Origin of the sequence: Massilia phyllostachyos, assembly GCF_021044825.1 — a bacterium.
In the GTDB taxonomy this organism is placed as follows: Bacteria; Pseudomonadota; Gammaproteobacteria; order Burkholderiales; family Burkholderiaceae_D; genus Telluria; species Telluria phyllostachyos.
The window spans coordinates 225,102-249,456 of sequence record NZ_JAJNOC010000006.1 but is presented as its reverse complement, the minus strand read 5'-3'; the positions used below and the strand labels follow the sequence as shown (position 1 = coordinate 249,456).

Here is a 24,355-nt window from a genome sequence, read left to right as displayed (position 1 = left end):
TGCGTACGTGCGTGCCAGACTTGTGCCGCGACGAGCTTAACTGCTACAGTAGCGTCACTATGTTCGACATCCTGGTCTACCTCTACGAGACGTACTATCGTCCTGACGCCTGCCCCGAGCCGGCAGCCCTGGCACGCAAGCTGTCCGCCGTCGGTTTCGATGATATCGAGATCTCCGAGGCGCTCGACTGGCTGACCGGGCTGACCGAAGCGGCAGTTTCCGATGCAATCGATGCCTCCACCAGCATGCGCTATTACGTGGATGAGGAGTACATCGAGCTGGGCAGCGCCGCGATCGGCTTCATCCAGTTCCTCGAAAGCGCCAAGGTGCTCAGCCCCACGCAGCGCGAGATCGTGGTCGAACGCGCGCTGGCCTGCGACGAATCGCCAGTCGCGCTGGGCAAGCTCAAGATCATCGTGCTGATGGTCCTGTGGAGCCAGGGCAAGGAGCCCGATGCGCTCATGTTCGACGACCTGTTCGGCGACGACGACGACCAGGAACCGCGCCTGCTGCACTGAACACACGCATCATTGAATACCGACGGGGCCGCAAGGCCCCGTTTGCATTTCAGCCCTGCTGCTTCACGAAGGCTGCCGCCGCCGCATGTTGTGGGTTGAGTTCGAGCACGCGCCGGTAGCTGCGCAGCGCCTCCGCCGTCTGCCCGGACTTCGCCTGCATCTCGGCCAGGCATTCGAGCAGGAAGGGCTGGTTCGGGTGCAGGTGGACGCCGAGGCGGAAGATCTCGCGTGCTTCAGCATAGCGTTCCAGCATGTCGAGGTCGGAGCCCCAGCCATGGATCTCGTCCGGCCCCAGCTTGAAGCCTGCGCCCTGCGCGATGAAGTCCTGGTGCAGCGGGATGGCGCGCTCGAAGCCTTCCGCCTTGAGACGTGCCACAAAATGCTCGAGGGTCGGCGGCGCCTTGCCGCCATTGCGGCGCACGTCGGTCAGCATGGTGTGCGGCGGCGCGCCGTTCGCGGCCGGAGTATTGTTCAGGAAGGCGAGGCTGGCGGCGTCCCCTTTGATATAGGCATCGAGGAAGCGCAGCGTGTAGCGCGCGGCCCAGCTGTGCGCGAGCGCGATCTCCGAACGCGTGTAGTCGCCGAAGCTGCCTTCGCGTCCCACGCGCACGCTGTAGGACGAGAAGTCCATGTGCTTCATCGGCAGCATGACCGAGATGTAGAGGTCCGAGTAGCGCAGCGTGTTCAGGAAGGAGAAGCGGGTGTCGACTTCCGAGCGGTTCAGCTCTTCGATCGTGGGCGGGCGGCGGCCCACGAACAGCATCGGGATCGCGACCCTGCTGGGCGTCACGTACTGCGCCGCGTCCTTGCCGCCGTCGACGAATTCGCGCGTGCCGCGCACCGAGCCGTCCAGGCTGACGATGGCCTTGATGCGGTCGTCCTTCGCCGCGGCCAGCACGTTCGACAAACCGCCCCAGCTGAAGCCCACCACCGCCACCCGCTCGGTGTCGGCGCCGGGCAGGGTGCGCGCGTGGCCGATCAGCCAGGCGATGTCGGCGACCTGGGTTTCCAGGCCTTCGAGGTCCGAGGTCATCGAGCGGGTATGCGCGCCCATCGAGGCGCTGGCCAGCACCACGTAGCCGTGGCTGGCCAGCAGCTCGCACAGGTCGCTGTTCTCCATGCCGTAGGCCGAGAAGCTCGGCGCGTAGATCACGACCGGGTAATTGCGGCCGTCAGGAAGATGCGGTTTCGCATCGCGTACCGCCAGCATCGGCTTGGCGAATTCGCGCAGCACGGCGTCGCGCCGATTGCCGAAGTGACCCTCGATGCGCGCCTCGAGCTGGCGCTTCACCGCGTCCGCATTGAGCGTGAAGTCGTCCTCGGTCGGGATGGTCGCCAGGTAGTCGCGGTAGGTCACCGGCTTGCCGCCGCGCGCCGCCGGATACCAGATGAGGGCCTGCATCGGACGCGCGCGTTCGCCGGAGGCCGGCTCGCCCGTGCGCATGTCGACGCGGGTCTTGTACTGGCGCGTGTAGTCGTACTGCTGCACGACCTTGAGCCCGACGCCATGGCGGCCGGGCTGGTTCGAGAAGGTGAATTCATCGGAAGCCTGCGCCGGCAGGACGGCGCAGAACAACAGGGCGATCAGGAGCTGCTTCATGAGATCCGGGGCGGTTGCGAGGGGTGCCAGTGTACCCGCCGCAAGCGCCCCGAAATCTCAGGAATTGTCACGCAGGTTTCAGTTGAAGCTCAAGCTGCTGCTGTTGGCGTTGTTGATCTTCTTGCCCTTCAGGTCGATCGTGAAGCGGTCGCTCGGTTTGCCCGAACCGAGGCCCTTGAAGATCGCGAACACCTGCTTGAACTGGTGCTGGAAGCCGACGTTCACCGGGTTCTGGTTCGATGGCTTGTCGCCGACCATGCCTGGCGCCGTGGTGGTAGCCGGGAAGGCCGCCATCAGGACCTTGTACTGGCTGACGCGCTCGGTGCCCATGTCGCGCAGGGCCAGTTCGCCGGCATAGACGGTGCGGTGGAAGTCGCCGTAGAAGTCGTACGGGGTGATCTTCGCGAACGAGTCCAGGGTCAGGCCGGCGCTTGCCGCCAGCTTCTCGGCGCGTGCGGTCGCGTCTGCCCAGTCGGCGGTCAGCTGGCTGGCCGCGACCGGCATGCCGGTCGCCGTCACGGTGGCGGCGCAGTTCGCGGTGAGCGGTACGACGCTCGCGTTGTCCTTCAGCTGGGCCAGCGTGACGCGGGTACTCAGCTGCGACAGGATCAGCATCTGCTTGCCATTCAGGTTCATCGCCGCTTCCTTCATCTCGCATGGCCAGTATTCGTCCATGAAGCGCAGGCGCGACAACTCGCCGAAATAGGTGCGGGTGAATTCGCCGTACGACAGGCTGCCGAGGATGCCGTTGTCCCAGCGCTTGGCGACGTCGGAGGCCACGGTGCTGCCCTTCAGGTAGTCGTTCTCGACCTGGTAGTAGGGGAACAGCTCGTTGAAGCGCGAGACCGAGTTCAGCGACACGGTCTGCACGTCGACCGTGTCGAGGTCCTTGTAGCTGATGATCTTGTAGGCAGCGCCATACACCGCCAGCGACGGCGACTGCACGTTGACCAGGTAGTTGCCGGCGGCATCGGCGTAGTCGTTGGTGCCGTTGAAGTGCATGTGGCCGCCCACGTGCCAGCGCAGGCCCGTGGCCGCGACGCCGGCCGCGGTGGCGGCATCCGGCACGCGCGCGGTCTGGAAGGCGCCCGGCTTGAAGGCCGCCTTCATGGCGTCGGTCTGGTTGGCGTAGAAGTCCATGGTCGGGTAGTGCGAGTAGGCCATCAGCTGCTTGCCCTCGGCCTTGGCGCGCGCGCTGACCGACTTGATCCAGTCGATCAGGTGCATCTTGTGGGTCAGCACCTTGTTCCAGCCCGCGTTGCCGGCGCCGTCGTAGCCGCTGAATTTCTTCGGATTGTTCGGATCGAACTTCGCGTTCGGCACGAACACGTTGGCGTCGATCGCCAGCAGCCACAGGCCTTTCACGGGTTCGACCAGGTAGCTGGCGTCGACCGCGTTGGCGCATTTCGTGTAGGCCTTGCCGAGCTTCGCTTCGCCCGCGGCCTTGTAGCTGCCGCCCGAACCTTCGGCGCAGATCTCGTATTCGCGCTTGGCGACAGCCGATTGCGCCGCCGCTTCTTCATAGCTGTACTTGTTGCCGGTGTACTTGCTGAACGGGGTCTCCCAGTGCAGGTCGGCCTTGTTCGGATTGAAGCCGAAGTCGCCCAGCTTGGCCATCAGCTTTTCATAGCCCTGCTCCATTAGCTGGTCGGTGCAGACCACGGTCGGGTCCTTGGCGACGCAGGCGGCGTTCGAGGTCGCGTACACCTTCTGCTCCTTGCCGTCCTTGGTGAGGAAGTCGTTCTTGCCGGCTTCCTGGTCGTCGAAGGGCTCGTTCGGATCGTGGTTGCCCGGCGCCAGGAAGAAGCGCATGCCCTTGGCCTGGTATTCCTTCAGGACCTCGGCGATGCCGTCGATGTTCATCGGCTGCGCGTCGTCCGAGTAGTCGCCGGGGAAGGCGACGTGGCGGATGCCCTTGGCGTAGGCGTCGTCGAGCGCGGCGCGGAAGGCGAAGTAGTTTTCGTTGAACAGGCGGGTCGAGGTCAGCTGCGCGTACATCGTGCGGATGGTCGCGTTCTTGCCGTCCTTGGTCGGGATGCCGGCGAACTGGCTGCTCTTGAAGTCGCCGTAGACGTTATGGAAGTGGACGTCGGACATGAAGGCGACGCTGGTGTTGGCGGCGGTCGCCGGTGGAGGCGGCGTAGTCTGGACGGGCGGCGGCGTGGTCTGGGCGGGCGCGTCGTGGTCATCGCTGCCGCAGGCGGACAGCAGGGCCAGCGTCGCAAGGCTGGCGCACGAGAGGAGGAAACGAGACATGCAAACTCCGGTCGTTGAAAAGTGCCGGGATGGTGGCACTCTTGCATGACCGGATGATTACAATGCCCGCTGCCTATCCTCTTCGGCCATCTGGCGTGCGACGACCTCACGCCCGATCGCGCCCGGCTCATCGAGCTCGCGGCGTGCAAACTCTTTCAGCTCGTCGGAGACGAGACCGTCCAGCAGCGCCGCGCGCAGGGCATCCGCGCCGGCAGGGTCGCCCAGGCCGCGCAGCACTGCCATGCCGATGCGGACGTCCTTGACCAGACTGCTCAGATCAGCCGACAGGCGCGGCGCCTGGCGCGGCCGCGGAAACAGCGGCAAGTCGCGCGCGGTGGCGTTGACGTTGGGAAGCTGGTCCAGCGGCGGGCGCCGATAGCGGTCCGCCAGCGCGAAGTCGCCGACCGCGATCATGGCTTCCAGGGCCTGCCACGCATGGGAACCGGCCAGCTCGGGCTGCCGCGCCGCCAGCTGGCGGAAGATGTCGTAGGTCGAGCGCGCATCGCCAAGATCGTTGTTCATGCCGACCACGAGCGAATAGCGGTCGGTGCGCTGGAAGGTGTCCTTCACCGGCGCCGGATCGGCGCCGGTGAACCGCTCGCCTGCCAGCAGCCGCGCGGCTTGCGCGTCGCGCAGCGCCATCATCGCCGCGCGCGCCGGCGGATACACGTCGAGCAGGAGCTTCAACTGAAACATCGGCATGAAATAGCGCGACCTGTCGGGCGCGGCTTCGCGCTCGATCTCGGCGAGCTGCTGCTCGATCAGGGCCAGCGCTTCGGCGTAGCGTCCGGCTTCATGGAGCGCGATCACTTTGTCGTAGCGCGCATGATGTTCGCGCATGATATGGCTCTCCTTTTTCCGGTCTTGCGCCGCGCAGAATGCGCCGTCGTCGTCCTGTTGGCTCATGGCGGTCACCACACCGTTGACGACGGTGATCTTCTGCTTGTGCGCGTAAGCCTGCCTGCCCAGGCGTGGATCGTGGCCGCAGGGGCCGAGGGCCAGCGTATAGCTGCCGGATAGCCAGTCCGCGAACGCCGGACTCGCGAGCGCCGGATAGACCTGACGATGATCGAAGGCGCCGCTGCACTTGTACAGGCTCGTGAGCCATAGCTTGCGGTCCCGGTACTCGAACACGCCGACCGGCCCGCCGATGGCCGAACAGCCGGGGAATTCCGCACGCTTCATCGCAGCGAGCTTGTCGGATGGCGGCAGCGGCATCCAGCAGCATTCGGACGGGAAGATATGGCCGCTGAGACTCCCGACGACGATCTGGTCGTGCAGCGGCTCGGTGGCCGAGGCCGGCGCGATGGACGCGAGGCATGACAGGAGCAGGCTGCTCCTGCCGAGGTGCTTGCGAAGAAGGTGGATGGCCATGGTGCGGTGCTCGCTGCGCTGGATATTCCGCTACTCTAGCACTGCGCGCGAGGCATCATGTACGCGGAAAGTCACCTGCCTTCCGCGACGGCTGCCAGGCTACTCCAACGTAGACGCACGCCCTAGTGCACCGTATGGTTCCCGTCGCCGTCCTCCCAGGTTTCCCAGTGTTCTTTCAAGGCTTGCGAGAACCGATAGAGCTTGATCATCTGTCTTCCTCCGATTGTCTTGCCGGTTCCGGCTCGTAAACGCCGGCGTCCTGCGTGAGCTTCACGCGCGCGGTCCGGATGCGTTCACCGAACGATTCTTCCTGCAGCGCCGCGATCGCATTGGCCAGCGTCTGCGACAGCGGGTAGGGCAGCTGCGCATCGAGGCCCGCCGCGGCGAGGGCCGTCGCCTTCCAGCACTGCTGCAGGCGCGGCAGCATCTCCCGTCCCGCATCGCTCAGCCGCACCATCTTCTGGCGCCCGTCCTGCTTGCCGGCGGAGGTGACGAGCAAGCCTTCCTTCACCATCACCGCCACGGTCTGCGTCGCGGCCGGCTGGGTGATGCCGGCCTGCGCGGCGATCTCGCCGATGGTGAGCGCATCGACGGTCGACAGCGCGCGCATCACGGGCGTGTAGCGCGGCCGGTAGTTGAGCCCCGCTTCCACGTAGGACGCTTCGACCGCGCCGTCGAGCAGTTCGATCAGGTGGCGCAATTGGGTGCCCAGTCCCGGCTTCAACTGAGTCATGGACGCGGCAGGATATGGCCGGCGCGGAGCGCACGGCGCAGCAGCAGGACGGTCGCGATGCCCATCACGATGAAGGTGAGCAGCGAGGCTTCCAGGCCGTAGGCGCCGCCGGTCAGCCATTCCGGGCCGGTCAGCCCGCCCTGCAGCAGGCCGCGCGCCGGGTGGCCCGAGGTCGGCAGCGAGAACAAGCCATCGGAGACGAAATTCCAGGCGAAGTGCATGCCGATCGGCAGCCACAGGCGGCGCGTGGCGAGGTAGGCGGCGGCGAACAGCAGGCCGGCGACGGCGGTGTTGGCGACGGCGATGAATGTCACGTTCTCGTTCGGGATGTGGGCCAGCGCGAAGATTACACCAGATACGGCGAGCGCGGTCCAGCTGCCCAGCGAGCGCTCGGGCAGGCGGAACAGCACGCCGCGGAACAGGATCTCTTCCACCACCGCGACAAACACCATTTCGGTCGCCGATTTCAGCAGCACCGCCCAGTCGCCGGTCCCGGTGAAGCGATACATGCCGGTCGCTGCGAGCATGCCGAGGACAGCCAGGAACAGGACCGCGCCCAGCGCCATCCCGGCGCCCAGTTCGCGCACGAACGGCCGGCCCAGTTCCGCCGGCGCGCGCGCTTCGATGCGGCGCACGTAGAAGGCATAGCCGCTATAGCTGACCAGGGCCGCGAGCAGCGCCGGCCAATAGGCGCGCAGCGCCTTGTCGGGGATCTGCTGGGTGAGCACCAGCAGCAGGCCGACCGGCACGCAGACGGCGAGCAGGGCGAGCAGGATGCGTACCAGCGTAAAGCGGGTAATGCCTTTATCGGTTGCGGCTGGCATGGCGGACGAGATAGCGGCGTTATCCATGGTGTCTCCTAAGTGATCAAGTAATCGGCAAGTCAATTTTATAAGCGCTTATATTTTTTTGAAAGAAATATTTTTCAACCGTTCATTACCACGTCACATACACTGATCAGCATAAGCTCGTCGCTTTTTTTTGCGCGAATACCGGATTTTCGTCCGCCCTTCGTCTATCCACGCAAGACATGCCCAACGACCTGGACGACTGGTTCATCCGCGAAGTGCTCGCCGTCGAGCCCGCCCTGATGCGCTACCTCAGACATAACTGGCGCGACGCCGGCGAATGGGCCGACCTGCGGCAGGAAGTCTACGCACGCGTGTACGATGCGGCGCGCGCCGGGCTGCCCGAACGCGCCGCGCCCTTCGTGATGGCCACCGCGCGCAACCTGCTGATCGACCGCGCCCGCAAGAGCCAGGTGGTGGCGATCGACGCCTATGCCGAACTCGACGACCTGGCGACCGACGAGCTCACGCCCGAGCGCCATGTGAGCGGCAGGCGCGAACTCGGCGTGCTGGTCGAGGCGCTGGAGGCTCTGCCGCCGCGCTGCCGCGAAGTGGTCATGCTGCGCAAGGTCGACGGCCTGTCGCAGCGCGAGGTGGCGGCCGAGATGGGCATCGCCGAGGACACCGTGGAAAAGCAGATCGCGAAGGGCATGCGCAGCCTCGCCGATGCACTGTTCGCCCGCGGCCTGGGCGCGGGAATCGCGAGGCTGGAACGCAAGCTGCGCAAACGAGGCACATGAGAATGAACGACAAGAACAGCGCTGCGGAGACAATCGAAGAAGCGGCGGCGCGCTGGCTGGCGCGCGAGGATGCGGCGGACTGGAACCCCAAACTGGAACGCGAGCGCGAGGACTGGCTGCGCGCCGACACGCGCCATCGGGTCGCCTGGCTGCGCCTGCACGCCGCCTGGCGTACAGCGGACGGCCTGCGCGGACAGGACGCCGTGACACCGGCCGCGCGTGCGGCCCTGCCGCGTTTTTCGACCTGGCGGATCGCGGCCGGCGTGCTGCTCGCGGTGGCGCTCGGCGCCTGGCTGGCGCCCCTGACGGGCGAGCGCGGAGAGCCCGTCGAGCGCTACGCCACCCGCATCGGCGAGAACCGCATCGTCGCCCTGGCCGACGGCTCGCGCGTCACGCTCAACACCGGCACCCGCCTGCGCGCGGCCAAAGGGCAGGGGCGCCACGTCTGGCTCGACGACGGCGAAGCCTACTTTGACGTCGCCCACGATCCGGCGTCTCCCTTCGTCATCGAGGCCGGCGCCAGCCGCATCACCGTGCTGGGGACCCGTTTCACCGTGCGCCGCGAAGACGGCCGGGTGCGGGTGCTGGTGGAGCAGGGACGTGTCAGGGTCAGCGAACGCGGCGCCTCGGTCGAACTCGCGCGTAATCAGGAAGCGCTCGCGCAGGACGGACGCATCGTGCGCTCAGCTTTCGATGCCGCCGCGCTGGACAAGCGCATGGCCTGGCGCGAAGGGCGCATCGTGTTCGACCAGGCCAGCCTCGCCGACGCCGCCGCGGAATTCAACCGCTACAACGAGCGCCGGCTCGTCGTCACCGGGCCGGCGGCGCGGATTGTCGTCGGCGGCAGCTTCGCGCCCACCAATGTGGATGGCTTCGTGCGCCTGCTGGAGCAAGGCTTCGGCTTGAAGTCGGAACGCCGCGGCAAGGATATCGTCATCTCTCGTTGACCGGCATACCGGATTTTCCGCGGCCGCGCGTCTTAGAGGGAAGCAGCACCATTCCTCCAACACGCAAGGATACACACACGATGGCGATTCCAAAACTGAGCGGGGCCCTGCCCCTCCTGCTGTTCTGCGGCGCGCTGCATGCCCAGAACGCGACCCTGGACATTCCGGCCGGCGAACTGAAAATCGCGCTCGATCAGTACGCGGCCCAGACCGGCGTGCAGCTGCTCTACCGCGCCGAGGACGTGCGCGCGCGCACCAGCCCCGGCGCCCGCGGCACCATGGACGCCGCGCGCGCCCTCGAAGCGCTGCTGGCGGGCACCGGCCTGTCAGTGCGCCGCGACGGCGCCGGCGCGGTGCTGGTCTTTCGCGACGCGCCCGCCGGCGCCCCCGCCGCCGCCGCCGAAACGGAACTCAACACGGTCACGGTGACCGCGCAGAAGCGCAGCCAGTCGGCGCAGGCGGTGCCGATCGCGATGACGGCGCTGTCGGCCAAGTCGCTCGACGTGCACCGCGTGCAGGGATTGCAAGACCTGGCCCGGCTCACGCCCGGCCTGCTGGTCTCGGCCTTCAGCCAGGCCAATCCGACCATCGCCATCCGCGGCATCAGCAACACCTTCTCGCAGATCGGCGTCAACAAGCCGGTCGGGATCTTCGTCGACGACGTCTTCATCCCGCGCAACAGCGCCGCCAGCTTCGAGCTGTTCGACCTCGAGTCGATCGCCGTCCTGAAGGGGCCGCAGGGCACCCTGTTCGGCCGCAACGTCACCGGCGGCGCCATCGTGATCAACACCCGCCAGCCGGACCCCGCCGGATTCGCCGCCGAGGCCGAAGTCATCGCCGGCAACCATGGCGAGCGCCAGCTGCGCGGCCTGGTCAACGCGCCGCTGGGCGAGGGGGCCGCGCTGAAGCTCTCGACCTCGGTGCGCCGGCGCGACGGCCTGGGGCGCGACCGCTTGAGCGGGGCCGAGCAGGACGACATCGACAGCCAGAACTTCCGCGCCCAGGCCTTCGTGCGCGTGGCGTCCAATCTCGACGCCACCATCAGCGCCGACTACAGCGACGACCGCAACGGCGGCCGCACGCTCTCGTCCGACACCCTGGGCGCCGACGGCGACGTGCGCACCTCGGAGCTGGGCGTCGAACAGCGTTTCGCGCGCATCATCTCGGGCGCCTCGGCCAAGCTGGTATTGCGCCTGCCCGCCGGTGAACTGACCTCGATCAGCGCCTGGCGCAAGTCGCAATCGGGCGAGGATTATTCCGGCGTCGGGGCCAGCTACACCTTCCTCACCAGCGGCAGCCAGAGCCTCACGCGCGACGCCGACCAGGTCAGGACCATCTCGCAGGAGCTGCGCTACGCCAGTCCGCGCTGGGCGCGCGGCGACTTCGTGGCCGGCCTGTATTACGCCGACGAAGACGGCGCGCGCCAGCTCGGCACGCGCGGCCTGGCCGCCAGGACCGGGGCGCTGACCAGCGCGACCCTGGCCGAGCAGACGGTCGACAGCCGCAGCGTCGCCGTGTTCGCCGACGGCGTGCTGCACCTGGCGCCGCGCTTGGACCTGACCATGGGCGCGCGCTACACGCGCGACCGCAAGCGCGCCTCGCTGGTGCGCACCGACCAGCTGCGCCCCACGGCCTCGTTCAGTGTGCAGGGTCTCTCGCATGAATGGAGCGAAGTCACACCGCGCGTGGTGCTGGGCTGGACGCCGCGCACCGGCCTGCTGGCCTACCTGAGCGCGACCCGCGGCTTCACCAGCGGCGGCTACAACGCCGACGCGTCGAGCAGCGCCGCCTTCCGCACCCCCTTCGATCCGGAAACCGTCAACAACTTCGAGCTCGGCCTGAAATCGCAGTGGCTGCAGAACCGCCTGCGCCTGAACGCTTCGCTGTTCCGGATGAAGTACCGCGACAAGCAGGAACTGGTCAACAATACCCTGACCGGCATCCTCACCATCGTGAACGCCGGCCGCGCCAGCGTCGACGGCAGCGAAGTGGAACTGGCCTACAAGGCCGCCAGCTGGCTCGACCTGTTGGCGAGCGCCGCCTGGCTTGACGGCCGCTACGACCGATTCGCCGTCGCCACCGTCAACAACACCGGCAACCCGCTGTCGAACGCGCCGCGGCGCCAGGCCGGCGTCGCGGCCAACCTGAGCTACCCGGTCTCCTTCGGCCACCTCGTCGGCGCCGCCAGCTATGCCTGGAAGGATAGCTACAACACCGGCGCGGCCAACGATCCGAACCTGCAACTGCCGGCCTACGGCCTGGCCAATATGTCGGCCGGCGTCGAGTCGCCCGACCGCAGCTGGCGCCTGCTGGCCTGGATCAAGAACGCGAACGACACCACGTATCTGCTGACCCGCTCGACCCAGGTGGTGCGCGCGCGCTACGCGGGCGAGCCGCGCACCTTTGGTCTCAGCCTGACGGGGCGCTTCTGATGGCGCCGCATGCGAAGCGCCGCCGACTGCTGGCAATGTTGCTGGCGCTGCCGGCGGCGCGCCTGGCGAGGGCCGGCAACGCGGATGGCGCGCCGGATCGGCCCGGCCAGGCGCTGGCGCCCTGGCAGCCCGGCTGGCTCGACATCCACCACATCGCGACCGGCCGCGGCAACGCGACCTTCGTGATTCTCCCCGACGGCAGCAGCCTGCTGGTCGACGCGGGCGCCTCGCAGAATGGCCTGGACGTGTCAGTGGCGCCGCGTCCGGACGCCAGCCGCCGCCCCGGCGAGTGGATCGGCCGCTATCTTGCCCGCCACCTGGGGCGCGCGGGGCTGGAGCGGCGGCTCGACTACCTGCTCGCCACCCACCTGCATCCCGACCACACCGACGGTGTGAGCGACGTCGCCGGGCAGATCGAGATCGGCACGCTGATCGACCGCGGCTATCCCGACTACGCCTATCCGCAGCGGATCGATGCGCCTTTCGTGCATGACTACCTGGCATTCGTCGAAGCGCGTCGGCGCAAGGGACTGGCGGTGGAGCGCTTCCGGGTGGGCAGCGCGGAGCAGATCGCGGGGCGCGGCCACCGCCAGTCGCCGTTCGCCTTCGAGGTGCGCAACGTGGCCGCCAACGGGGAGGTGTGGACCGGGCAGGGCATCCGCAAGCTCTTTCCCGACCTGGCCTCGCTGCCGCGCGCCGACTGGCCGAACGAGAACCAGTGCTCGGCCGCGATCCGCATCGGCTACGGCCCCTTCGGCTACTTCACGGCCGGCGACCTGACCGGCTACACCAGCGACGGCGCCTTGCCCTGGCAGGACGTGCTCGGCCCGGCGGCGCGCGCGGCGGGGCCGGTGACGGTCGCCACCGCCGACCACCACGGCATGTTCGACGGCCTGGACGGCGACATCGTGCGCAGCCTGCGTCCCAAGGTGTGGGTGATCCCGTCCTGGCACATCGCCCATCCGGACATGCTGCAGCTGGAACGCATGTTCAGCGAGCGCCTCTATCCGGGCACCCGCGAGGTGCTGGCGACCACGATGATGCGCGAGAACCTGCTGGCCAACGGCCGCCTGGCGCGGCGCATGCTGAGCCATGACGGGCACGTCGTGGTGCGGGTCCCGCCGGGCGGCGAGCGCTTCTATGTGGCGGTGACGGACAACGCCAGCGAAGGCGACATCGTCAAGCTGGCGACACCGCTGCGCCCATCGGTTTAGACGTGCAGCGGGCGCGCCAGCCAGGGCTGGCGCGCATGCCGGCGTTCCTCGAAGGCCTTTATTTCATCGGCGTGCGCCAGGCTCAGGGCGATGTCGTCGCTCCCGGCCAGCAGGTTGGCTTTCACGAAGGGAGAGATGGCGAAGGGCAGGCGCAGGCCGTCTTCCCCGCTCACGCACTGCTGTTCCAGGTCGACGCGCAAGGACAGCGGCGCCTCGAAGCCGGCGCGCGCGAACAGGCCGTCGACGGCGCCGTCGCCCAGCGCGATCGCGAGGATGCCGTTCTTGCTGCAGTTTCCCATGAAGATATCGGCGAAGCTGCTGGCAATGATGACCTTGAAGCCGGCCTGCAGCAGCGCCCAGGGCGCGTGCTCGCGCGAGCTGCCGCAGCCGAAGTTGCGGCGCGCCAGCAGGATCGATGCTCCCGCATAGCGCGGGTCGTTCAGCACGAAGTCCGGATTCTTCGGGCGCGCCGTGTTGTCCATGCCGGGTTCGCCGACGTCGAGGTAGCGCCAGGCATCGAACAGGTTCGGCCCGAAGCCGGTGCGCGCGATCGACTTCATGAACTGCTTGGGGATGATGGCGTCGGTGTCGACGTCGTCGCGGTCCAGCGGCGCGACGATGCCGGTGAAGGTGGTGAAGGGGGGCATGTTCAGGCTCCAGAATCATCGAGCGCGGCGACGTCCACCGCGTGGCCGGCCAGCGCGGCGGCGGCGGCCATCGCTGGGCTCATCAGGTGGGTGCGTCCGCCGGCGCCCTGGCGGCCCTCGAAGTTGCGGTTCGAGGTCGAGGCGCAACGCTCGCCGGGCGCGAGGCGGTCCTCGTTCATCGCCAGGCACATCGAGCAGCCCGGCTCGCGCCAGTCGAAGCCGGCCGCGCGGAAGACGGCGTCCAGCCCTTCGCGCTCGGCCTGTTCCTTTACCAGGCCGGAGCCCGGCACCACCAGCGCCTGTTTGATGGTCGGCGCGACCCGTCCACCCATGCGCCGCACGATGGCGGCCGCTTCGCGCAGGTCTTCGATGCGGCTGTTGGTGCAGGAGCCGATGAAGACCCGGTCGAAGACGATGTCGGCGAGCCGCTGGCCAGGCGTCAAATCCATGTAGTCGAGCGCGCGCTGCGCGGCGGCGCGGCGGCCCGCATCGATCTCGCATGCGGGGTCGGGCACGATCGACTCGATGTCGCCGCCCATCGCCGGCGTGGTGCCCCAGGTGATCTGCGGCCGCAGGCTGGAACAGTCGATGGTGACGACCCGGTCGAAACGGGCGCCCACATCGGAGACCAGTGTGCGCCAGTAGGAAGCAGCCGCATCCCACTCTTCACCCACCGGCGCCGAAGGCCGTCCCGCAAGGTAGGCGAGGGTGGTCTCGTCCACCGCCACCACACCGGCGCGGGCGCCCATCTCGATCGCCATATTGCACATCGTCATACGGCCCTCCATCGACATGCTTGCGACCACCGGCCCCGCGAATTCGGCCGTCATCCCGGCGCCGCCGTCCGCGCCCACGGTGCGGATCACCTGCAGGATCGCGTCCTTGGGACCGCAGCCCGGCGGCAGCGCGCCTTCCAGGCGCACCAGCAGGTTGCCGCTTTTTTTCATGAGCAGGGTCTGGGTCGCCAGCACGTGCTCGACCTCCGAGGTGCCGATGCCGAAGGCCAGCGCGCCGAAGGCGCCGTGGGTGCTGGTGTGCGAGTCGCCGCAGACCACCGTCATGCCGGGGAGCGTCGCGCCCTGTTCAGGGCCGATCACGTGCACGATGCCCTGGCGCCGGTCCTGCAGGGTGAACTGGGCGATGCCGTGGGCGCGGCAGTTCTCGCCCAGCGTGTCGACCTGCAGGCGCGAGAGCGGATCGGCGATGCCTTGCGCACGGCCGCTGGTCGGCACGTTGTGGTCGACCGTCGCCAGGCTCGATTGCGGCCGCCACAACACGCGAGACTCCTGCGCCAGGCCGGCGAAGGCCTGCGGGCTGGTGACTTCGTAGAGCAGGTGGCGGTCGATGTAGAGCTGGGCGGTGCCGTCGGGCTCCTGCCGCACGAGGTGCTCGTCCCAGAGTTTGTCGTACAGGGTGCGTGCTTCCATGCTGCGATTCTCCAACAAAACTTGATCAAAAATGAGCGCGCTCTATTTTTGCGAAGGGCGCCGCCTTATAATTCCGGCATGCCTACCCAAGAACCCCCCAAGCTCGGCCTGCGCGAACGCGGCAAGCTCGAGAAGCGCCGCCGCATCAAGCAGGCCGCGCGCGCCGTCTTCCTCGAAAAGGGCTACGACGACGCCACCACGCGCGAGATCGCCCAGGCCGCCGACGTCGCCATCGGCACGCTGTTCGTCTACGCCAAGGACAAGCGCGACCTCCTGATGATGATCGTGAACGACGACCTCGATGCGGTGAACGCCGAACTGGCCGAGGCCACCTGGGAAGGTCCGCTGATCGACCAGCTCAGCGCCTTCTTCGCGCGCCGCTACGCCTACTGGGCCAGCGAGCCGCGCATCGCCCGTCCCGCGGTGCAGGAGACCTTCGACTTCCTGTCCCTGAGCTCGGGCCAGGGTCCGGAAACCGCGCGCTTTTACGCGCGCCGCAGCACCATCAGCGAACTGCTCACCAGCCTGATCGCCGCCAAGCAGCGCGCGGGGCGCATCGGCAGCGACTACGCCGCCGCCGACATCGCCTCGCTGTTCATGACCATCTACCTCACCGAGGTGCGGCGCTGGCTGAACCAGGACGATCCGCAGGTGGAACAGGGCATGGCGCGCCTGCGCAAGCTGATGTCGCTGGCCCTGCACGGCGTGCGGCCGGCCGAGGGCGAAGCCGGCGCCCGGTAATCCCGGCGCCGGCCCATGCCGGTTCAATGCGAACCGGCGACGACTTGCAGGTCCTGCCCCTGGCGGATCGCTTCCTTGCGCAAGCGCAGCAGCATGAAGGACGCGATGCAGCCGACCAGCATCGGAGTCGCGCCCCACAGGAAGATCTGGTGCAGCGGCAGCTTCATCGCGATCAGCACGCCGCCCACGGCCGGGCCCATGATCGAGCCGATGCGGCCGATGCCCAGCGCCCAGCCCACGCCGGTCGAGCGGATGAAGGTCGGGTAGGAGCTGCCGGCCAGCGCGTTCAGGCCGAACTGGGTGCCGACCACGAACAGGCCGGCGCCGAACACGATCACTTCCAGCATCGTCTCGCTGCTGCTGAACATGCCGATCGCGGCGATCATCAGGGCCGCCATGGCGAAGAAGCCGACCAGCGGCACCAGGCTGCCGCGGTCGAGCAGGCGGCTGATGATGATGCCGCCCAAGGTGCCGCCGACCTGGAACAGCGAGGTCACGATCACCGCACGCTGCAGCGGCACGCCGGTGCTTTCGATCACGGTCGGCAGCCAGTTGGCGATGAAGTGCAGGGTCACCAGGTTGGCGATGAAGCAGATCCACAGCAGCACGGTGAAGGGCGCGCGGCCCTCCTTGAACAGGTGGCCCAGCGAATAGCCGGAACGCACCTCCTCGTGCATCACGAGCTGGGTGTCCTTGCCGATGCGGGCTTGCGGGAACCAGGCCTGCAGTTGGCGCCGCGCGGCGTCGATGCGGTTGCCGCGCAGGAGCTGGAAGCGCACCGACTCCGGCAGGTACTTCATGCACAGCAGCGCCACCACCAGCGGCGCCACGCCGCCGGCAATGAACACCGACGGCCAGCCGAAGCGCGGGATCAGGATCGCCGCCGCGGCGCCGCCGAGGGCCGCGCCGATGGTGTAACCGAGGAACATCACGGTAACCATGGTCGCGCGCAGGCGCTTCGGTGCATATTCCGTGTTCAGCGCGATCGCGTTCGGCACCGCGCAACCGAGGCCGATGCCGGCCAGGAAGCGCAGCAGCACCAGGCCGGTGAGGCCTTCGACCCAGGCGGTGACCAGGGTGAAGACGCCGAACCACACCACGCCGGCCAGCACCGTGCGCTTGCGGCCCAGGCGGTCGCCGAGCGTGCCGCCCTGGGTCGCGCCGATCATCATGCCGACCAGGCCGGCCGAGAAGGCCGAGCCGAAGGCGGCGCGGTTCAGGCCCCATTCCTTGATCAGGGAAGGCGCCACGTAGCCGATCGCCTGCAGGTCGAAGCCGTCGACCACCATGATCAGGAAGGACCAGATGATCAGCTTGATGTGGAAACGGGAGATCTTGGCGTTGTCGAGCAGCTCGACCACGTCCAGTTTGTTGAGCGTCGAATTCATATGGGTATCCTACGTCATGCGTTCAGAAGAGATGGTGCAGGCCGATGCGGCTCACCACCTGCTTGTCGGTGCTCGACGGCGCCAGGCCCTGGATCACCGCGACCCCGTTCTTCGCCTTCTGGAAGGCGACGGCGCCGTACAGGGTGGTGCGCTTCGAGAAACGATACATATTGATCACGTTGAACTGGTCCCAGCGCACCTCGCCGAACTTCGAGGTCGCGACCGACACGCCCAGCGTATCGGCGGGCGTGAGCGCGTAGTCGGTGCCGAGTTCCACGTTGCGCTGGGTCTCCGCGCCGGCGCGGGTCTCCAGCTTCACGCTGGACACCATCGCGTGCGGGGTGAAGCGTCCAATCGTGTAGCTGCCGGTGGCGCCGAAGCTGGTCACGCGGTCGGCGTTGAAGTTCGCGTACTTGGCATCCACGGCACTTGGGTCGCTCGACAGGGCCTGCCCCAGCACGCTCGGCAGGCCGAGGGTGGCGCCCAGGTTGAAGGCGCGGTCGCGCGACTTGGTGTAGGCCAGGTTGGCCTTCAGCGGGCCGCTCGCATATTGCGCGCCCAGGCTGTAGTGGCGGCCCTTGACCGACGATTCCGGCTGCTCGCCGGCGCCGACCATCGCGCCGAACTTGAAGCCGCGCATGACCGGGGTCTCGTAGCGCACCGCATTATCGATCTGGAACTGGTTGGCCTGGTTGTCCAGGTTCCCGGGATGGAAGAAGTAGGCCGAGCCCATGATCCCGTTGCTCTGGAAGCGCAGGTAGTCGTACATGAAGTCGGGCATGTGGCCCAGGCTGACAGTGCCGATCGGGCCGCTCAGGCCGACGAAGGTGCGGCGCTGGAACAGCTTGTTAGGGTTCTTCTGGGCGCCGGTGTCGAGACTGAAGCCGCTCTCTATGCCGAACAGGGCCTGGTAGCCGCCGCCCAGGTCTTCGCTGCCGCGAATGCCGAAGCGGTCGGGCGAGCGGTTGCCGCTGTCGACCAGGGTCTGGCCGTTGCCGCGGGCGTTGTTCACGTAGCTGACGCCCGCGTCCACGCTCCCGTACAATTCGACGCGCGTCTGCGCGCCGGCGGCGCCGGCCAGGACGGCGCACGCGGCGCCGATGGCAAGCGCGAGGGTGCTCTTGCTGTGCATTGTCGGATCTCCTCCATACTGCTGTTGTCATCCGCCTGCCCGGCGTCTTGGACGCTCTGATTGCAGGCGGTCGTTGTTACCACTACTGGATCTCGCTGGCGCGCCGCACGCTGTTGATCATCGAGGAGTTGAGCAGGTACTCGCGCGCCTTGACCGGATCGGCCGCCGTCATGCGCAGCTCGTCCAGGCGCTCGCGGCGCACCTCGGGATCGCGCTCTTCCAGCAAGCGCTTGTTGCGGATCGTGATCGCCTGCACGTACTCGATGTTGGTCAAGCGGCGCTGGCGCGTGTAGCGGTCCAGCAGTTCAAGCGAGGCGCCTTCCAGCACGTCGACCAGCTTGCCGGCGAGGTTGACGCCGTCATGGATGCCGCTGTTCAGGCCCATGCCGCCGAGCGGATTGTTGACGTGGGCGGCGTCGCCCGCGATCAGCACGCGTCCTTCGCGGAAGTCGCTGGCCACGCGCTGGTGCACGCGGTAGACGCTGCGGTAGGCGATTTCGTATTCGCGGCTTGGGTCCAGGAAGCCCTGGATGCGGCTCTGGACAAACGCGTCCGACAGGATCTGCTCTTCGCTCATTTCCGGATCGGTCGGGAAGGCGATGCGCCAGATGCCCGGCGGACCCTTGTGCGGCTGGATGAAGATCGCGCACCACTCGTCCGGATCGGCGATGTAGGCATTGCCGGTGAAGCCCTGTTCGCGCAAGTCGTAGGGCGTGGCGAACACCAGGAAGCGCTCGGGCCAGGTGAAGCCCTCGAACTCGACCTGCATCGCCTTGCGCACGGTGCTGCGGGCGCCGTCGGTGCCGACCAGGAAGCTGGCGCGGATCTCGTTATCGCCATCCGGCGTGCTGAGCGCCACCGTGACGCCGTCCGCGTCCTGGGTGAAGCCGGTGCAGCGGTGGCCGAACAGCACACGCACGTTCGGATAGTCCTGCAAGGCCTGGTAAGCGATGGTCGAGAGCTTGTGCTGCTCGCAGTGCAGGCGGAAAGGGTGGGACGTGACGTCGGCCAGCACGCCCAGGTCGAACTGGGCGACCACGCCGGTGCGGCGGTCGCGGATCTGCCACTCGGGCACCTTGATGCCTTGTTCCAGCAGCGGCTTGCCCAGGCCCAGCGCGTCGAGCATCTCGACGGTCGGCGGGTGGAAGGTGCCGGCGCGCAGGTCTTGCGGGATCGCGGCTTCCGATTCGAGCAGCACGACTTCGACGCCCTGGCGGGCCATGGCAAGGGCGGTGACCAGGCCGACCGGGCCGCCGCCAGAAATGACTACGGGGTGTTTTTTCATGATGGTGCTTTCAGATTCAGTTGCGCTGTTCCCGCCACAGGCCCAGTGCTTCCTGCACCGGGCGGTCGGAGAAGCTGAAGACCGTGGTCTCGCCTTGCGCCGTGAAACGGTGTTCGGCCCAGCTGGGGACGACGAAGACGTCGTTCGGCTGCGCCGTGAAACGCATGTCGCCAATCTCGACTTCGAGCGCGCCGTCGATCACGGCGAACACGGTGCCGCTCGAGCAGCGGTAGCCTTGCGTCGCCAAGCCATCCGGTAGCAGCTGGATGAAGGCGCCCATGGTCGGCATCGGATAGCCGCCCGTGACCGGGTTCGCATAGCGCAGCTTGTGCCCGTGGCAGGCGTCCGGCGCATTGCCTGCCGCGATGGTGCGCAGCGCGTCCAGCGCTTGCGCATACGGGTACTTGAACAGCGGCGACGCCGGCGTCGGGGCGACGTAATCGACCGGCAGCAGGTTGCTGCCGAAGCGAGCCTTGCTCTCGCCGCCGTTGCGCTTTTCCTTCGGCGCCTGGTCGGCGTTCTGGGCGAAGCTGGCGTCGAGCATGGCGACCAGCGGCACGTCCAGGCCGTCGAGCCAGACCATCGGCGCCTCGGTCTCGTTGCCGTGTTCGTGCCAGTGCCAGGCCGGGGTGATGACGAAGTCGCCGCGCTGCATCAGGGTCTTCTCGCCGTCGACCGCGGTATACGCGCCTTCGCCTTCCAGGATCAGGCGGATCGCCGCCTGGGTGTGACGGTGCGGCGGCGCGATCTCGCCCGGCAGGATCATCTGCAGGCCGGCGTACAGCGAAGTCGTGGCCGCGGCCTGGCCGCGCAGGCCCGGGTTCTCGAGGATCAGCACGCGGCGCACCGCTTCCTCGGCCGTGATCAGGCGGCCGGCTTCGTCCAGGTGCGTGCGCACGGCCGCATAGGACCAGTGCACCGGGCGGCAGGCCGACTTCGGCGTCGGGGTCACCAGGCTGTGCAGCTGTTCCCACAGCGGCGCCAGGTGTTGCACGTCGATGCGCTTGTAGAAGTCCTGGCGCGCGGCGAGGTTGGTGTTGTCTGGAGCGTTCATGGCGTTCGCCTCAGTCGCGCACCGCGACGTCCATGTGGCCCAGGCCTTCGATCTCGGCGTGCATCACGTCGCCGCCGACGATGCTGTTCACGCCTTCCGGGGTGCCGGTATAGATGATGTCGCCCGGGTAGAGGGTATAGGCGCGGGAAGCCACTTCGATCAGCTCGGCCGTCTTGGTGATCAGGTCGCGCGTGTTGGCCTTCTGGCGCGGCTCGCCGTTCACCGTGATCGAGAAGTCCAGGTTGTCCGGGTCGGCGATCTCGTCGCGGGTGGTCAGGTAGGGGCCCAGCACCGAATAGGTGTCGGCCGATTTGCGGTAGCTGCGGTCTTCCGGGCCGCGCACCGTCATGTCCAGGCCGATCGCGTAGCCGGCGATCACGCCGAAGGCATCCTCGCGGCTGACGTCCTTGCACTGCTTGCCGATGACGACGGCCAGCTCGACCTCGTGGTCGTTGCGGCGGCCGGGGTAGGCGATCTTCACGCCTTCGCCGGCGCCGACGATCGAGGACGGCGACTTCAGGAACACGCCGAACTTGGCCACCGGCGACGCGAAGCCTTCGTAGGACGGCAGGTGCACGCCGTTGTGGATGCCGCTGTCGGCAGCCGATTCGGCCACGTGCAGCTGGTAGTTCAGCGGCGCGGCGATGATCTTCGACGGGTTGGCCACGGGGCTGAGCAGCTTCACGTCCGCCAGCGCCAGCGGGGTGGCGCGTTCGCGCAGCGCCAGCATCTTGTCCTTCAGGCCGTCCAGGTGGGCGATCAGGACGTCGCCCGGCGCCACCGGCCACGTCAAGCCCGGCAGCTCGGCGGTGATGGCGGTGACGTCGTACACGCGGTCGCCTTCGACCAGGCCGACGCGGTTGTCATTGAAACGGCAGATCTTCATGTTGTGCTCCTCACACTCTCAACTTAAACATTGAGCGCGCTTTATTCTTATAACGCGCTCATTTTTGAACTGATTCATTATTGGTCGGTGAAAAGGCAAAGTCAACGGAAATTTATGTGCACTTGCGGCATTTATTTCGTGCACGATCAGCGCCCCATGAGAGGGCGGCGACGGGAAAAGGGAGGGGAGAAGGGAGAGGACGGGCCGAAATGGTGCAGGTGTGTGCACTTGCGGGAGGCGCGGCATCGCGCTTATCATTGGCCGCTTAATCCAGATTGTTACTATTCGGACACTACGGCTTCACGACGGTCCGGCCCGCAAGCATGTATGATGCGCGGGAAAAAGCCCCTTATATATAGAGCACCCGAGAATCACTATGACCAAATCCCTCATCATCGCCGAGAAGCCGTCGGTCGCGAACGACATCGCGAAGACGCTGGGCGGCTTCACCAAGCACGATGAGTACTTCGAGTCGGACCAATACATCCTGTCATCCGCGGTCGGCCACCTGCTCGAGATCGCGGTGCCGGAAGAGTACGACGTCAAGCGCGGCAAATGGAGCTTCACGCACCTGCCGATGATCCCGCCGTACTTCGCGCTGAACCCGATCGCCAAGACCGAATCGCGCCTGAAGGTCTTGAACAAGCTGATCAAGCGCAAGGACGTGAGCACCCTGATCAACGCATGTGACGCGGGACGCGAAGGAGAACTCATCTTCCGCCTGATCGCCCAGAACGCGAAGGCCAAGCAGCCGGTGAAACGCCTGTGGCTGCAGTCGATGACGCCGGGCGCGATCCGCGAAGGCTTCGCCAACCTGCGCAGCGACGAAGAGATGCTGCCGCTGGCCGACGCCGCGCGCTGCCGCTCGGAAGCCGACTGGCTGATCGGCATCAACGGCACCCGCGCCATGACCGCCTTCAACTCGAAGGAGGGCGGCTTCTACCTGACCACCGTGGGCCGGGTGCAGACCCCGACCCTGTCGATCGTGGTCGAGCGCGAAGAGAAGATCAAGAAGTTCGTCCCGCGCGACTACTGGGAAGTGCGCGCCGAGTTCGTGTGCGCCGCCGGCGTCTACGAAGGGCGCTGGCTCGACCAGAAATTCAAGAAGGACGAGAACGATCCCGAGAAGCGCGCCGAGCGCCTGTGGAGCCGTGCTGCCGCCGAATCGATCGTCGCCGCCTGCCGCGGCAAGCAGGGCGTGGTCACCGAGGAATCGAAGCCGACCACCTCGATGGCGCCGGCCCTGTTCGACCTGACGTCCTTGCAACGCGAGGCCAACGGCCGCTTCGGCTTCTCGGCCAAGAACACCCTCGGCCTGGCCCAGGCGCTGTATGAGAAGCACAAGGTGCTGACCTACCCGCGTACCGATTCGCGCCACCTGCCGGAAGACTACATCGCGACCGTGAAGAGCACGATGGAGTCGCTGAACGACACCAACAACTACCAGCAATTCTCGAAGCAGGTGCTGAAGAACGGCTGGGTCAAGCCGAACAAGCGCATCTTCGACAACACGAAAATTTCGGACCACTTCGCCATCATCCCGACCGGCGTGATTCCAAAGAACCTGACCGAGCCGGAACAGAAGCTGTACGACCTGGTCACGCGCCGCTTCCTGGCCGTGTTCTTCCCGCCGGCCGAGTTCCTGGTCACGACCCGCTTCACCGAAGTCTCGGGCCACCAGTTCAAGACCGAGGGCAAGGTGATGACCAACCCCGGTTGGCTGCAGATCTACGGCAAGGAGTCGCAGGACGACAAGGACGGCGCGAATCTCGTGCCGGTGCAGAAGGGCGAGAAGGTCCTGGCCGACAAGGTCACGCCGAACGGCCTGGTCACGAAACCGCCCGCACGCTATACGGAGGCGACGCTGCTCTCCGCCATGGAAGGCGCGGGCAAGCTGGTCGACTCCGACGAGCTGCGCGACGCCATGGCCGGCAAGGGCCTCGGCACGCCGGCCACCCGCGCGGCCATCATCGAGGGCCTGCTGACCGAGAAGTACCTGGTGCGCGAAGGCCGCGAACTGATCCCGACCGCGAAGGCGTCGCAGCTCATGACCTTGCTGCGCGGCCTCGGCGTGAACGAACTCACCGCGCCGGAACTGACGGGCGAGTGGGAGTTCAAGCTCTCGCAGATGGAGAAGGGCAAAATTTCGCGCGACGAATTCATGCGCGAGATCCAGCAGATGACGCAGATTATCGTCAAGCGCGCCAAGGAATACGACAACGAGACCATCCCCGGCGACTACGCGACCCTCTCGACGCCGTGCCCGAACTGCGGCGGCGTGGTCAAGGAAAACTACCGCCGCTTCGCCTGCACCAAGTGCGACTTCTCGATGTCGAAAACGCCGGGCAGCCGCCAGTTCGAGATCGAGGAAGTCGAGCAGCTCCTGAGGGACCGCACCATCGGCCCGCTGCAGGGCTTCCGCTCCAAGATGGGCCGCCCGTTCGCGGCGATCCTGCGCATCGTGCGCGACGAAGAGATCAAGAACTTCAAGCTGGAGTTCGACTTCGGCCAGGACCAGGACGAGGGCGAAGAAGGCGAGGGCGTCGACTTCACCGGCCAGACCCCGTTAGGGCCGTGCCCGAAGTGCAACGGCGGCGTCTACGAGATGGGCCTGGCCTATGTGTGCGAACACCAGGTCGCGAAGCCGAAGACGTGCGACTTCCGCAGCGGCCGCATCATCCTGCAGCAGGAAATCCTGCCCGAGCAGATGGCCAAGCTGCTCAACGAAGGCAAGACCGACCTGCTGCCGGGCTTCGTGTCGCAGCGTACGCGCCGTGCGTTCAAGGCCTTCCTGGTGCGCGGGAAGGATGGCAAGATCAGCTTCGAGTTCGAGGAGCGCAAGGCCAAGCCGGGGGCGAAGGGCAAGGCGGCTGAAGGCGATGGCGCCGAGGGCGCCGAGGGCGCGGCAGAGCCGGTGAAGGTGGCGCGCAAGGCGGCCGCGAAACCGGCAGCCAAGGCCGCGGCGAAGGCGCCGGCCAGGAAGGCGGCGGCGAAGTCGGCGGTGAGGAAGCCGGCGGCGAAGAAAATCGCCTGAGCGGTGGTCGAGAAGTAAGCTGCTGCTGCCAAATGAAAAACGCGAACCCGAGGGTTCGCGTTTTTCATTGCGCCTCCGGTTTACTTGCAAAGCGGAGAC

19 protein-coding genes are annotated in these 24,355 nt (G+C 67.0%); 7 read left to right on the top strand and 12 right to left on the bottom strand.

The features are described 5' to 3' along the window. The first annotated feature begins 59 nt into the window (after positions 1–59). A complete protein-coding gene (locus tag LQ564_RS18420) occupies positions 60–518 on the top strand; it encodes a Smg family protein (protein ID WP_231059572.1) in 459 nt (152 codons plus the stop codon). Between the two features lie 49 nt (positions 519–567). On the opposite strand, the gene LQ564_RS18415 is transcribed toward LQ564_RS18420, so the two are convergent. The 5 genes from LQ564_RS18415 to LQ564_RS18395 form a co-directional block, all read right to left on the bottom strand. Continuing rightward, positions 568–2,118: a dienelactone hydrolase family protein gene (locus LQ564_RS18415; RefSeq protein ID WP_231059571.1), complete on the bottom strand. Its 1,551-nt coding sequence runs from the start codon at positions 2,116–2,118 to the stop codon at positions 568–570. Positions 2,119–2,196: 78 nt separating this feature from the next. Beyond that, positions 2,197–4,374 (bottom strand): metallophosphoesterase family protein, encoded by a 2,178-nt coding sequence (locus LQ564_RS18410; RefSeq protein ID WP_231059570.1) that lies wholly within the window; start codon positions 4,372–4,374, stop codon positions 2,197–2,199. 57 nt (positions 4,375–4,431) lie between these two features. Further along, entirely contained in the window at positions 4,432–5,748 is a 1,317-nt protein-coding gene (locus LQ564_RS18405) for a hypothetical protein (protein ID WP_231059569.1), read from the bottom strand. 205 nt (positions 5,749–5,953) lie between these two features. After that, positions 5,954–6,481 carry a MarR family winged helix-turn-helix transcriptional regulator gene (locus LQ564_RS18400; RefSeq protein WP_231059568.1) on the bottom strand — a complete coding sequence of 176 codons (528 nt, stop codon included), beginning with the start codon at positions 6,479–6,481 and terminating at the stop codon, positions 5,954–5,956. Continuing rightward, positions 6,478–7,332: a CPBP family intramembrane glutamic endopeptidase gene (locus LQ564_RS18395; RefSeq protein WP_231059567.1), complete on the bottom strand. Its 855-nt coding sequence runs from the start codon at positions 7,330–7,332 to the stop codon at positions 6,478–6,480. The genes LQ564_RS18400 and LQ564_RS18395 overlap by 4 nt, the downstream gene beginning before the upstream one ends. A 179-nt stretch (positions 7,333–7,511) precedes the next feature. Here LQ564_RS18395 and LQ564_RS18390 point away from each other — a divergent pair, with 179 nt between their 5' ends. From LQ564_RS18390 to LQ564_RS18375, 4 genes are all read left to right on the top strand, one after another. Beyond that, a complete protein-coding gene (locus tag LQ564_RS18390; RefSeq protein WP_231059566.1) occupies positions 7,512–8,069 on the top strand; it encodes an RNA polymerase sigma factor in 558 nt (185 codons plus the stop codon). A gap of 2 nt (positions 8,070–8,071) precedes the next feature. Continuing rightward, complete coding sequence (locus tag LQ564_RS18385; protein ID WP_231059565.1) at positions 8,072–9,016, top strand: FecR family protein; 945 nt, start codon at positions 8,072–8,074, stop codon at positions 9,014–9,016. A gap of 80 nt (positions 9,017–9,096) precedes the next feature. Then, positions 9,097–11,448, top strand: coding sequence for a TonB-dependent receptor (locus tag LQ564_RS18380; protein ID WP_231059564.1), 2,352 nt, complete (start codon positions 9,097–9,099; stop codon positions 11,446–11,448). Continuing rightward, positions 11,448–12,662, top strand: a complete 1,215-nt coding sequence (locus tag LQ564_RS18375; protein WP_231059563.1) for a ComEC/Rec2 family competence protein — start codon at positions 11,448–11,450, stop codon at positions 12,660–12,662. Before LQ564_RS18380 ends, LQ564_RS18375 begins: the two co-directional genes overlap by 1 nt. Here LQ564_RS18375 and leuD read toward each other — a convergent pair. Both leuD and leuC read right to left on the bottom strand, forming a co-directional pair. Beyond that, complete coding sequence (leuD, locus tag LQ564_RS18370; protein WP_231059562.1) at positions 12,659–13,309, bottom strand: 3-isopropylmalate dehydratase small subunit; 651 nt, start codon at positions 13,307–13,309, stop codon at positions 12,659–12,661. The two genes, LQ564_RS18375 and leuD, sit on opposite strands and share 4 nt — an antisense overlap. 2 nt (positions 13,310–13,311) lie before the next feature. Then, entirely contained in the window at positions 13,312–14,736 is a 1,425-nt protein-coding gene (leuC, locus tag LQ564_RS18365; protein ID WP_231059561.1) for a 3-isopropylmalate dehydratase large subunit, read from the bottom strand. Positions 14,737–14,814: 78 nt separating this feature from the next. On the opposite strand from leuC, the gene LQ564_RS18360 reads away from it, so the two are divergent. After that, entirely contained in the window at positions 14,815–15,477 is a 663-nt protein-coding gene (locus LQ564_RS18360; protein ID WP_231059560.1) for a TetR/AcrR family transcriptional regulator, read from the top strand. A 23-nt stretch (positions 15,478–15,500) separates the two neighbouring features. Here LQ564_RS18360 and LQ564_RS18355 read toward each other — a convergent pair whose 3' ends face one another. The 5 genes from LQ564_RS18355 to LQ564_RS18335 all read right to left on the bottom strand — a co-directional run bounded on the left by LQ564_RS18355 (position 15,501) and on the right by LQ564_RS18335 (position 21,222). After that, positions 15,501–16,865 (bottom strand): MFS transporter, encoded by a 1,365-nt coding sequence (locus LQ564_RS18355; RefSeq protein ID WP_231059559.1) that lies wholly within the window; start codon positions 16,863–16,865, stop codon positions 15,501–15,503. A 22-nt stretch (positions 16,866–16,887) separates the two neighbouring features. Then, positions 16,888–17,997 carry a porin gene (locus tag LQ564_RS18350; protein ID WP_231059558.1) on the bottom strand — a complete coding sequence of 370 codons (1,110 nt, stop codon included), beginning with the start codon at positions 17,995–17,997 and terminating at the stop codon, positions 16,888–16,890. An 82-nt stretch (positions 17,998–18,079) separates the two neighbouring features. Continuing rightward, positions 18,080–19,282: an FAD-dependent oxidoreductase gene (locus LQ564_RS18345; protein ID WP_231059557.1), complete on the bottom strand. Its 1,203-nt coding sequence runs from the start codon at positions 19,280–19,282 to the stop codon at positions 18,080–18,082. Positions 19,283–19,298: 16 nt separating this feature from the next. After that, positions 19,299–20,336: a gentisate 1,2-dioxygenase gene (gene gtdA / locus LQ564_RS18340; RefSeq protein WP_231059556.1), complete on the bottom strand. Its 1,038-nt coding sequence runs from the start codon at positions 20,334–20,336 to the stop codon at positions 19,299–19,301. A gap of 10 nt (positions 20,337–20,346) precedes the next feature. After that, positions 20,347–21,222 (bottom strand): fumarylacetoacetate hydrolase family protein, encoded by an 876-nt coding sequence (locus LQ564_RS18335; protein WP_231059555.1) that lies wholly within the window; start codon positions 21,220–21,222, stop codon positions 20,347–20,349. Between the two features lie 376 nt (positions 21,223–21,598). On the opposite strand from LQ564_RS18335, the gene LQ564_RS18330 reads away from it, so the two are divergent. Beyond that, the gene (locus tag LQ564_RS18330) at positions 21,599–24,256 is read left to right on the top strand and encodes a DNA topoisomerase III (RefSeq protein ID WP_231059554.1); all 2,658 of its coding nucleotides are present in this window, start codon (positions 21,599–21,601) and stop codon (positions 24,254–24,256) included. The last annotated feature ends 99 nt before the right edge of the window (positions 24,257–24,355 follow it).

What these genes read in the sequence shown, in the direction of transcription:
- LQ564_RS18420 (WP_231059572.1), top strand. Translation starts at nt 60, where the DNA reads ATGTTCGACATCCTGGTCTACCTCTACGAGACGTACTATCGTCCTGAC.
- LQ564_RS18415 (WP_231059571.1), bottom strand. Translation starts at nt 2,118, where the DNA reads ATGAAGCAGCTCCTGATCGCCCTGTTGTTCTGCGCCGTCCTGCCGGCG.
- LQ564_RS18410 (WP_231059570.1), bottom strand. Translation starts at nt 4,374, where the DNA reads ATGTCTCGTTTCCTCCTCTCGTGCGCCAGCCTTGCGACGCTGGCCCTG.
- LQ564_RS18405 (WP_231059569.1), bottom strand. Translation starts at nt 5,748, where the DNA reads ATGGCCATCCACCTTCTTCGCAAGCACCTCGGCAGGAGCAGCCTGCTC.
- LQ564_RS18400 (WP_231059568.1), bottom strand. Translation starts at nt 6,481, where the DNA reads ATGACTCAGTTGAAGCCGGGACTGGGCACCCAATTGCGCCACCTGATC.
- LQ564_RS18395 (WP_231059567.1), bottom strand. Translation starts at nt 7,332, where the DNA reads ATGGATAACGCCGCTATCTCGTCCGCCATGCCAGCCGCAACCGATAAA.
- LQ564_RS18390 (WP_231059566.1), top strand. Translation starts at nt 7,512, where the DNA reads ATGCCCAACGACCTGGACGACTGGTTCATCCGCGAAGTGCTCGCCGTC.
- LQ564_RS18385 (WP_231059565.1), top strand. Translation starts at nt 8,072, where the DNA reads ATGAACGACAAGAACAGCGCTGCGGAGACAATCGAAGAAGCGGCGGCG.
- LQ564_RS18380 (WP_231059564.1), top strand. Translation starts at nt 9,097, where the DNA reads ATGGCGATTCCAAAACTGAGCGGGGCCCTGCCCCTCCTGCTGTTCTGC.
- LQ564_RS18375 (WP_231059563.1), top strand. Translation starts at nt 11,448, where the DNA reads ATGGCGCCGCATGCGAAGCGCCGCCGACTGCTGGCAATGTTGCTGGCG.
- leuD (WP_231059562.1), bottom strand. Translation starts at nt 13,309, where the DNA reads ATGCCCCCCTTCACCACCTTCACCGGCATCGTCGCGCCGCTGGACCGC.
- leuC (WP_231059561.1), bottom strand. Translation starts at nt 14,736, where the DNA reads ATGGAAGCACGCACCCTGTACGACAAACTCTGGGACGAGCACCTCGTG.
- LQ564_RS18360 (WP_231059560.1), top strand. Translation starts at nt 14,815, where the DNA reads ATGCCTACCCAAGAACCCCCCAAGCTCGGCCTGCGCGAACGCGGCAAG.
- LQ564_RS18355 (WP_231059559.1), bottom strand. Translation starts at nt 16,865, where the DNA reads ATGAATTCGACGCTCAACAAACTGGACGTGGTCGAGCTGCTCGACAAC.
- LQ564_RS18350 (WP_231059558.1), bottom strand. Translation starts at nt 17,997, where the DNA reads ATGCACAGCAAGAGCACCCTCGCGCTTGCCATCGGCGCCGCGTGCGCC.
- LQ564_RS18345 (WP_231059557.1), bottom strand. Translation starts at nt 19,282, where the DNA reads ATGAAAAAACACCCCGTAGTCATTTCTGGCGGCGGCCCGGTCGGCCTG.
- gtdA (WP_231059556.1), bottom strand. Translation starts at nt 20,336, where the DNA reads ATGAACGCTCCAGACAACACCAACCTCGCCGCGCGCCAGGACTTCTAC.
- LQ564_RS18335 (WP_231059555.1), bottom strand. Translation starts at nt 21,222, where the DNA reads ATGAAGATCTGCCGTTTCAATGACAACCGCGTCGGCCTGGTCGAAGGC.
- LQ564_RS18330 (WP_231059554.1), top strand. Translation starts at nt 21,599, where the DNA reads ATGACCAAATCCCTCATCATCGCCGAGAAGCCGTCGGTCGCGAACGAC.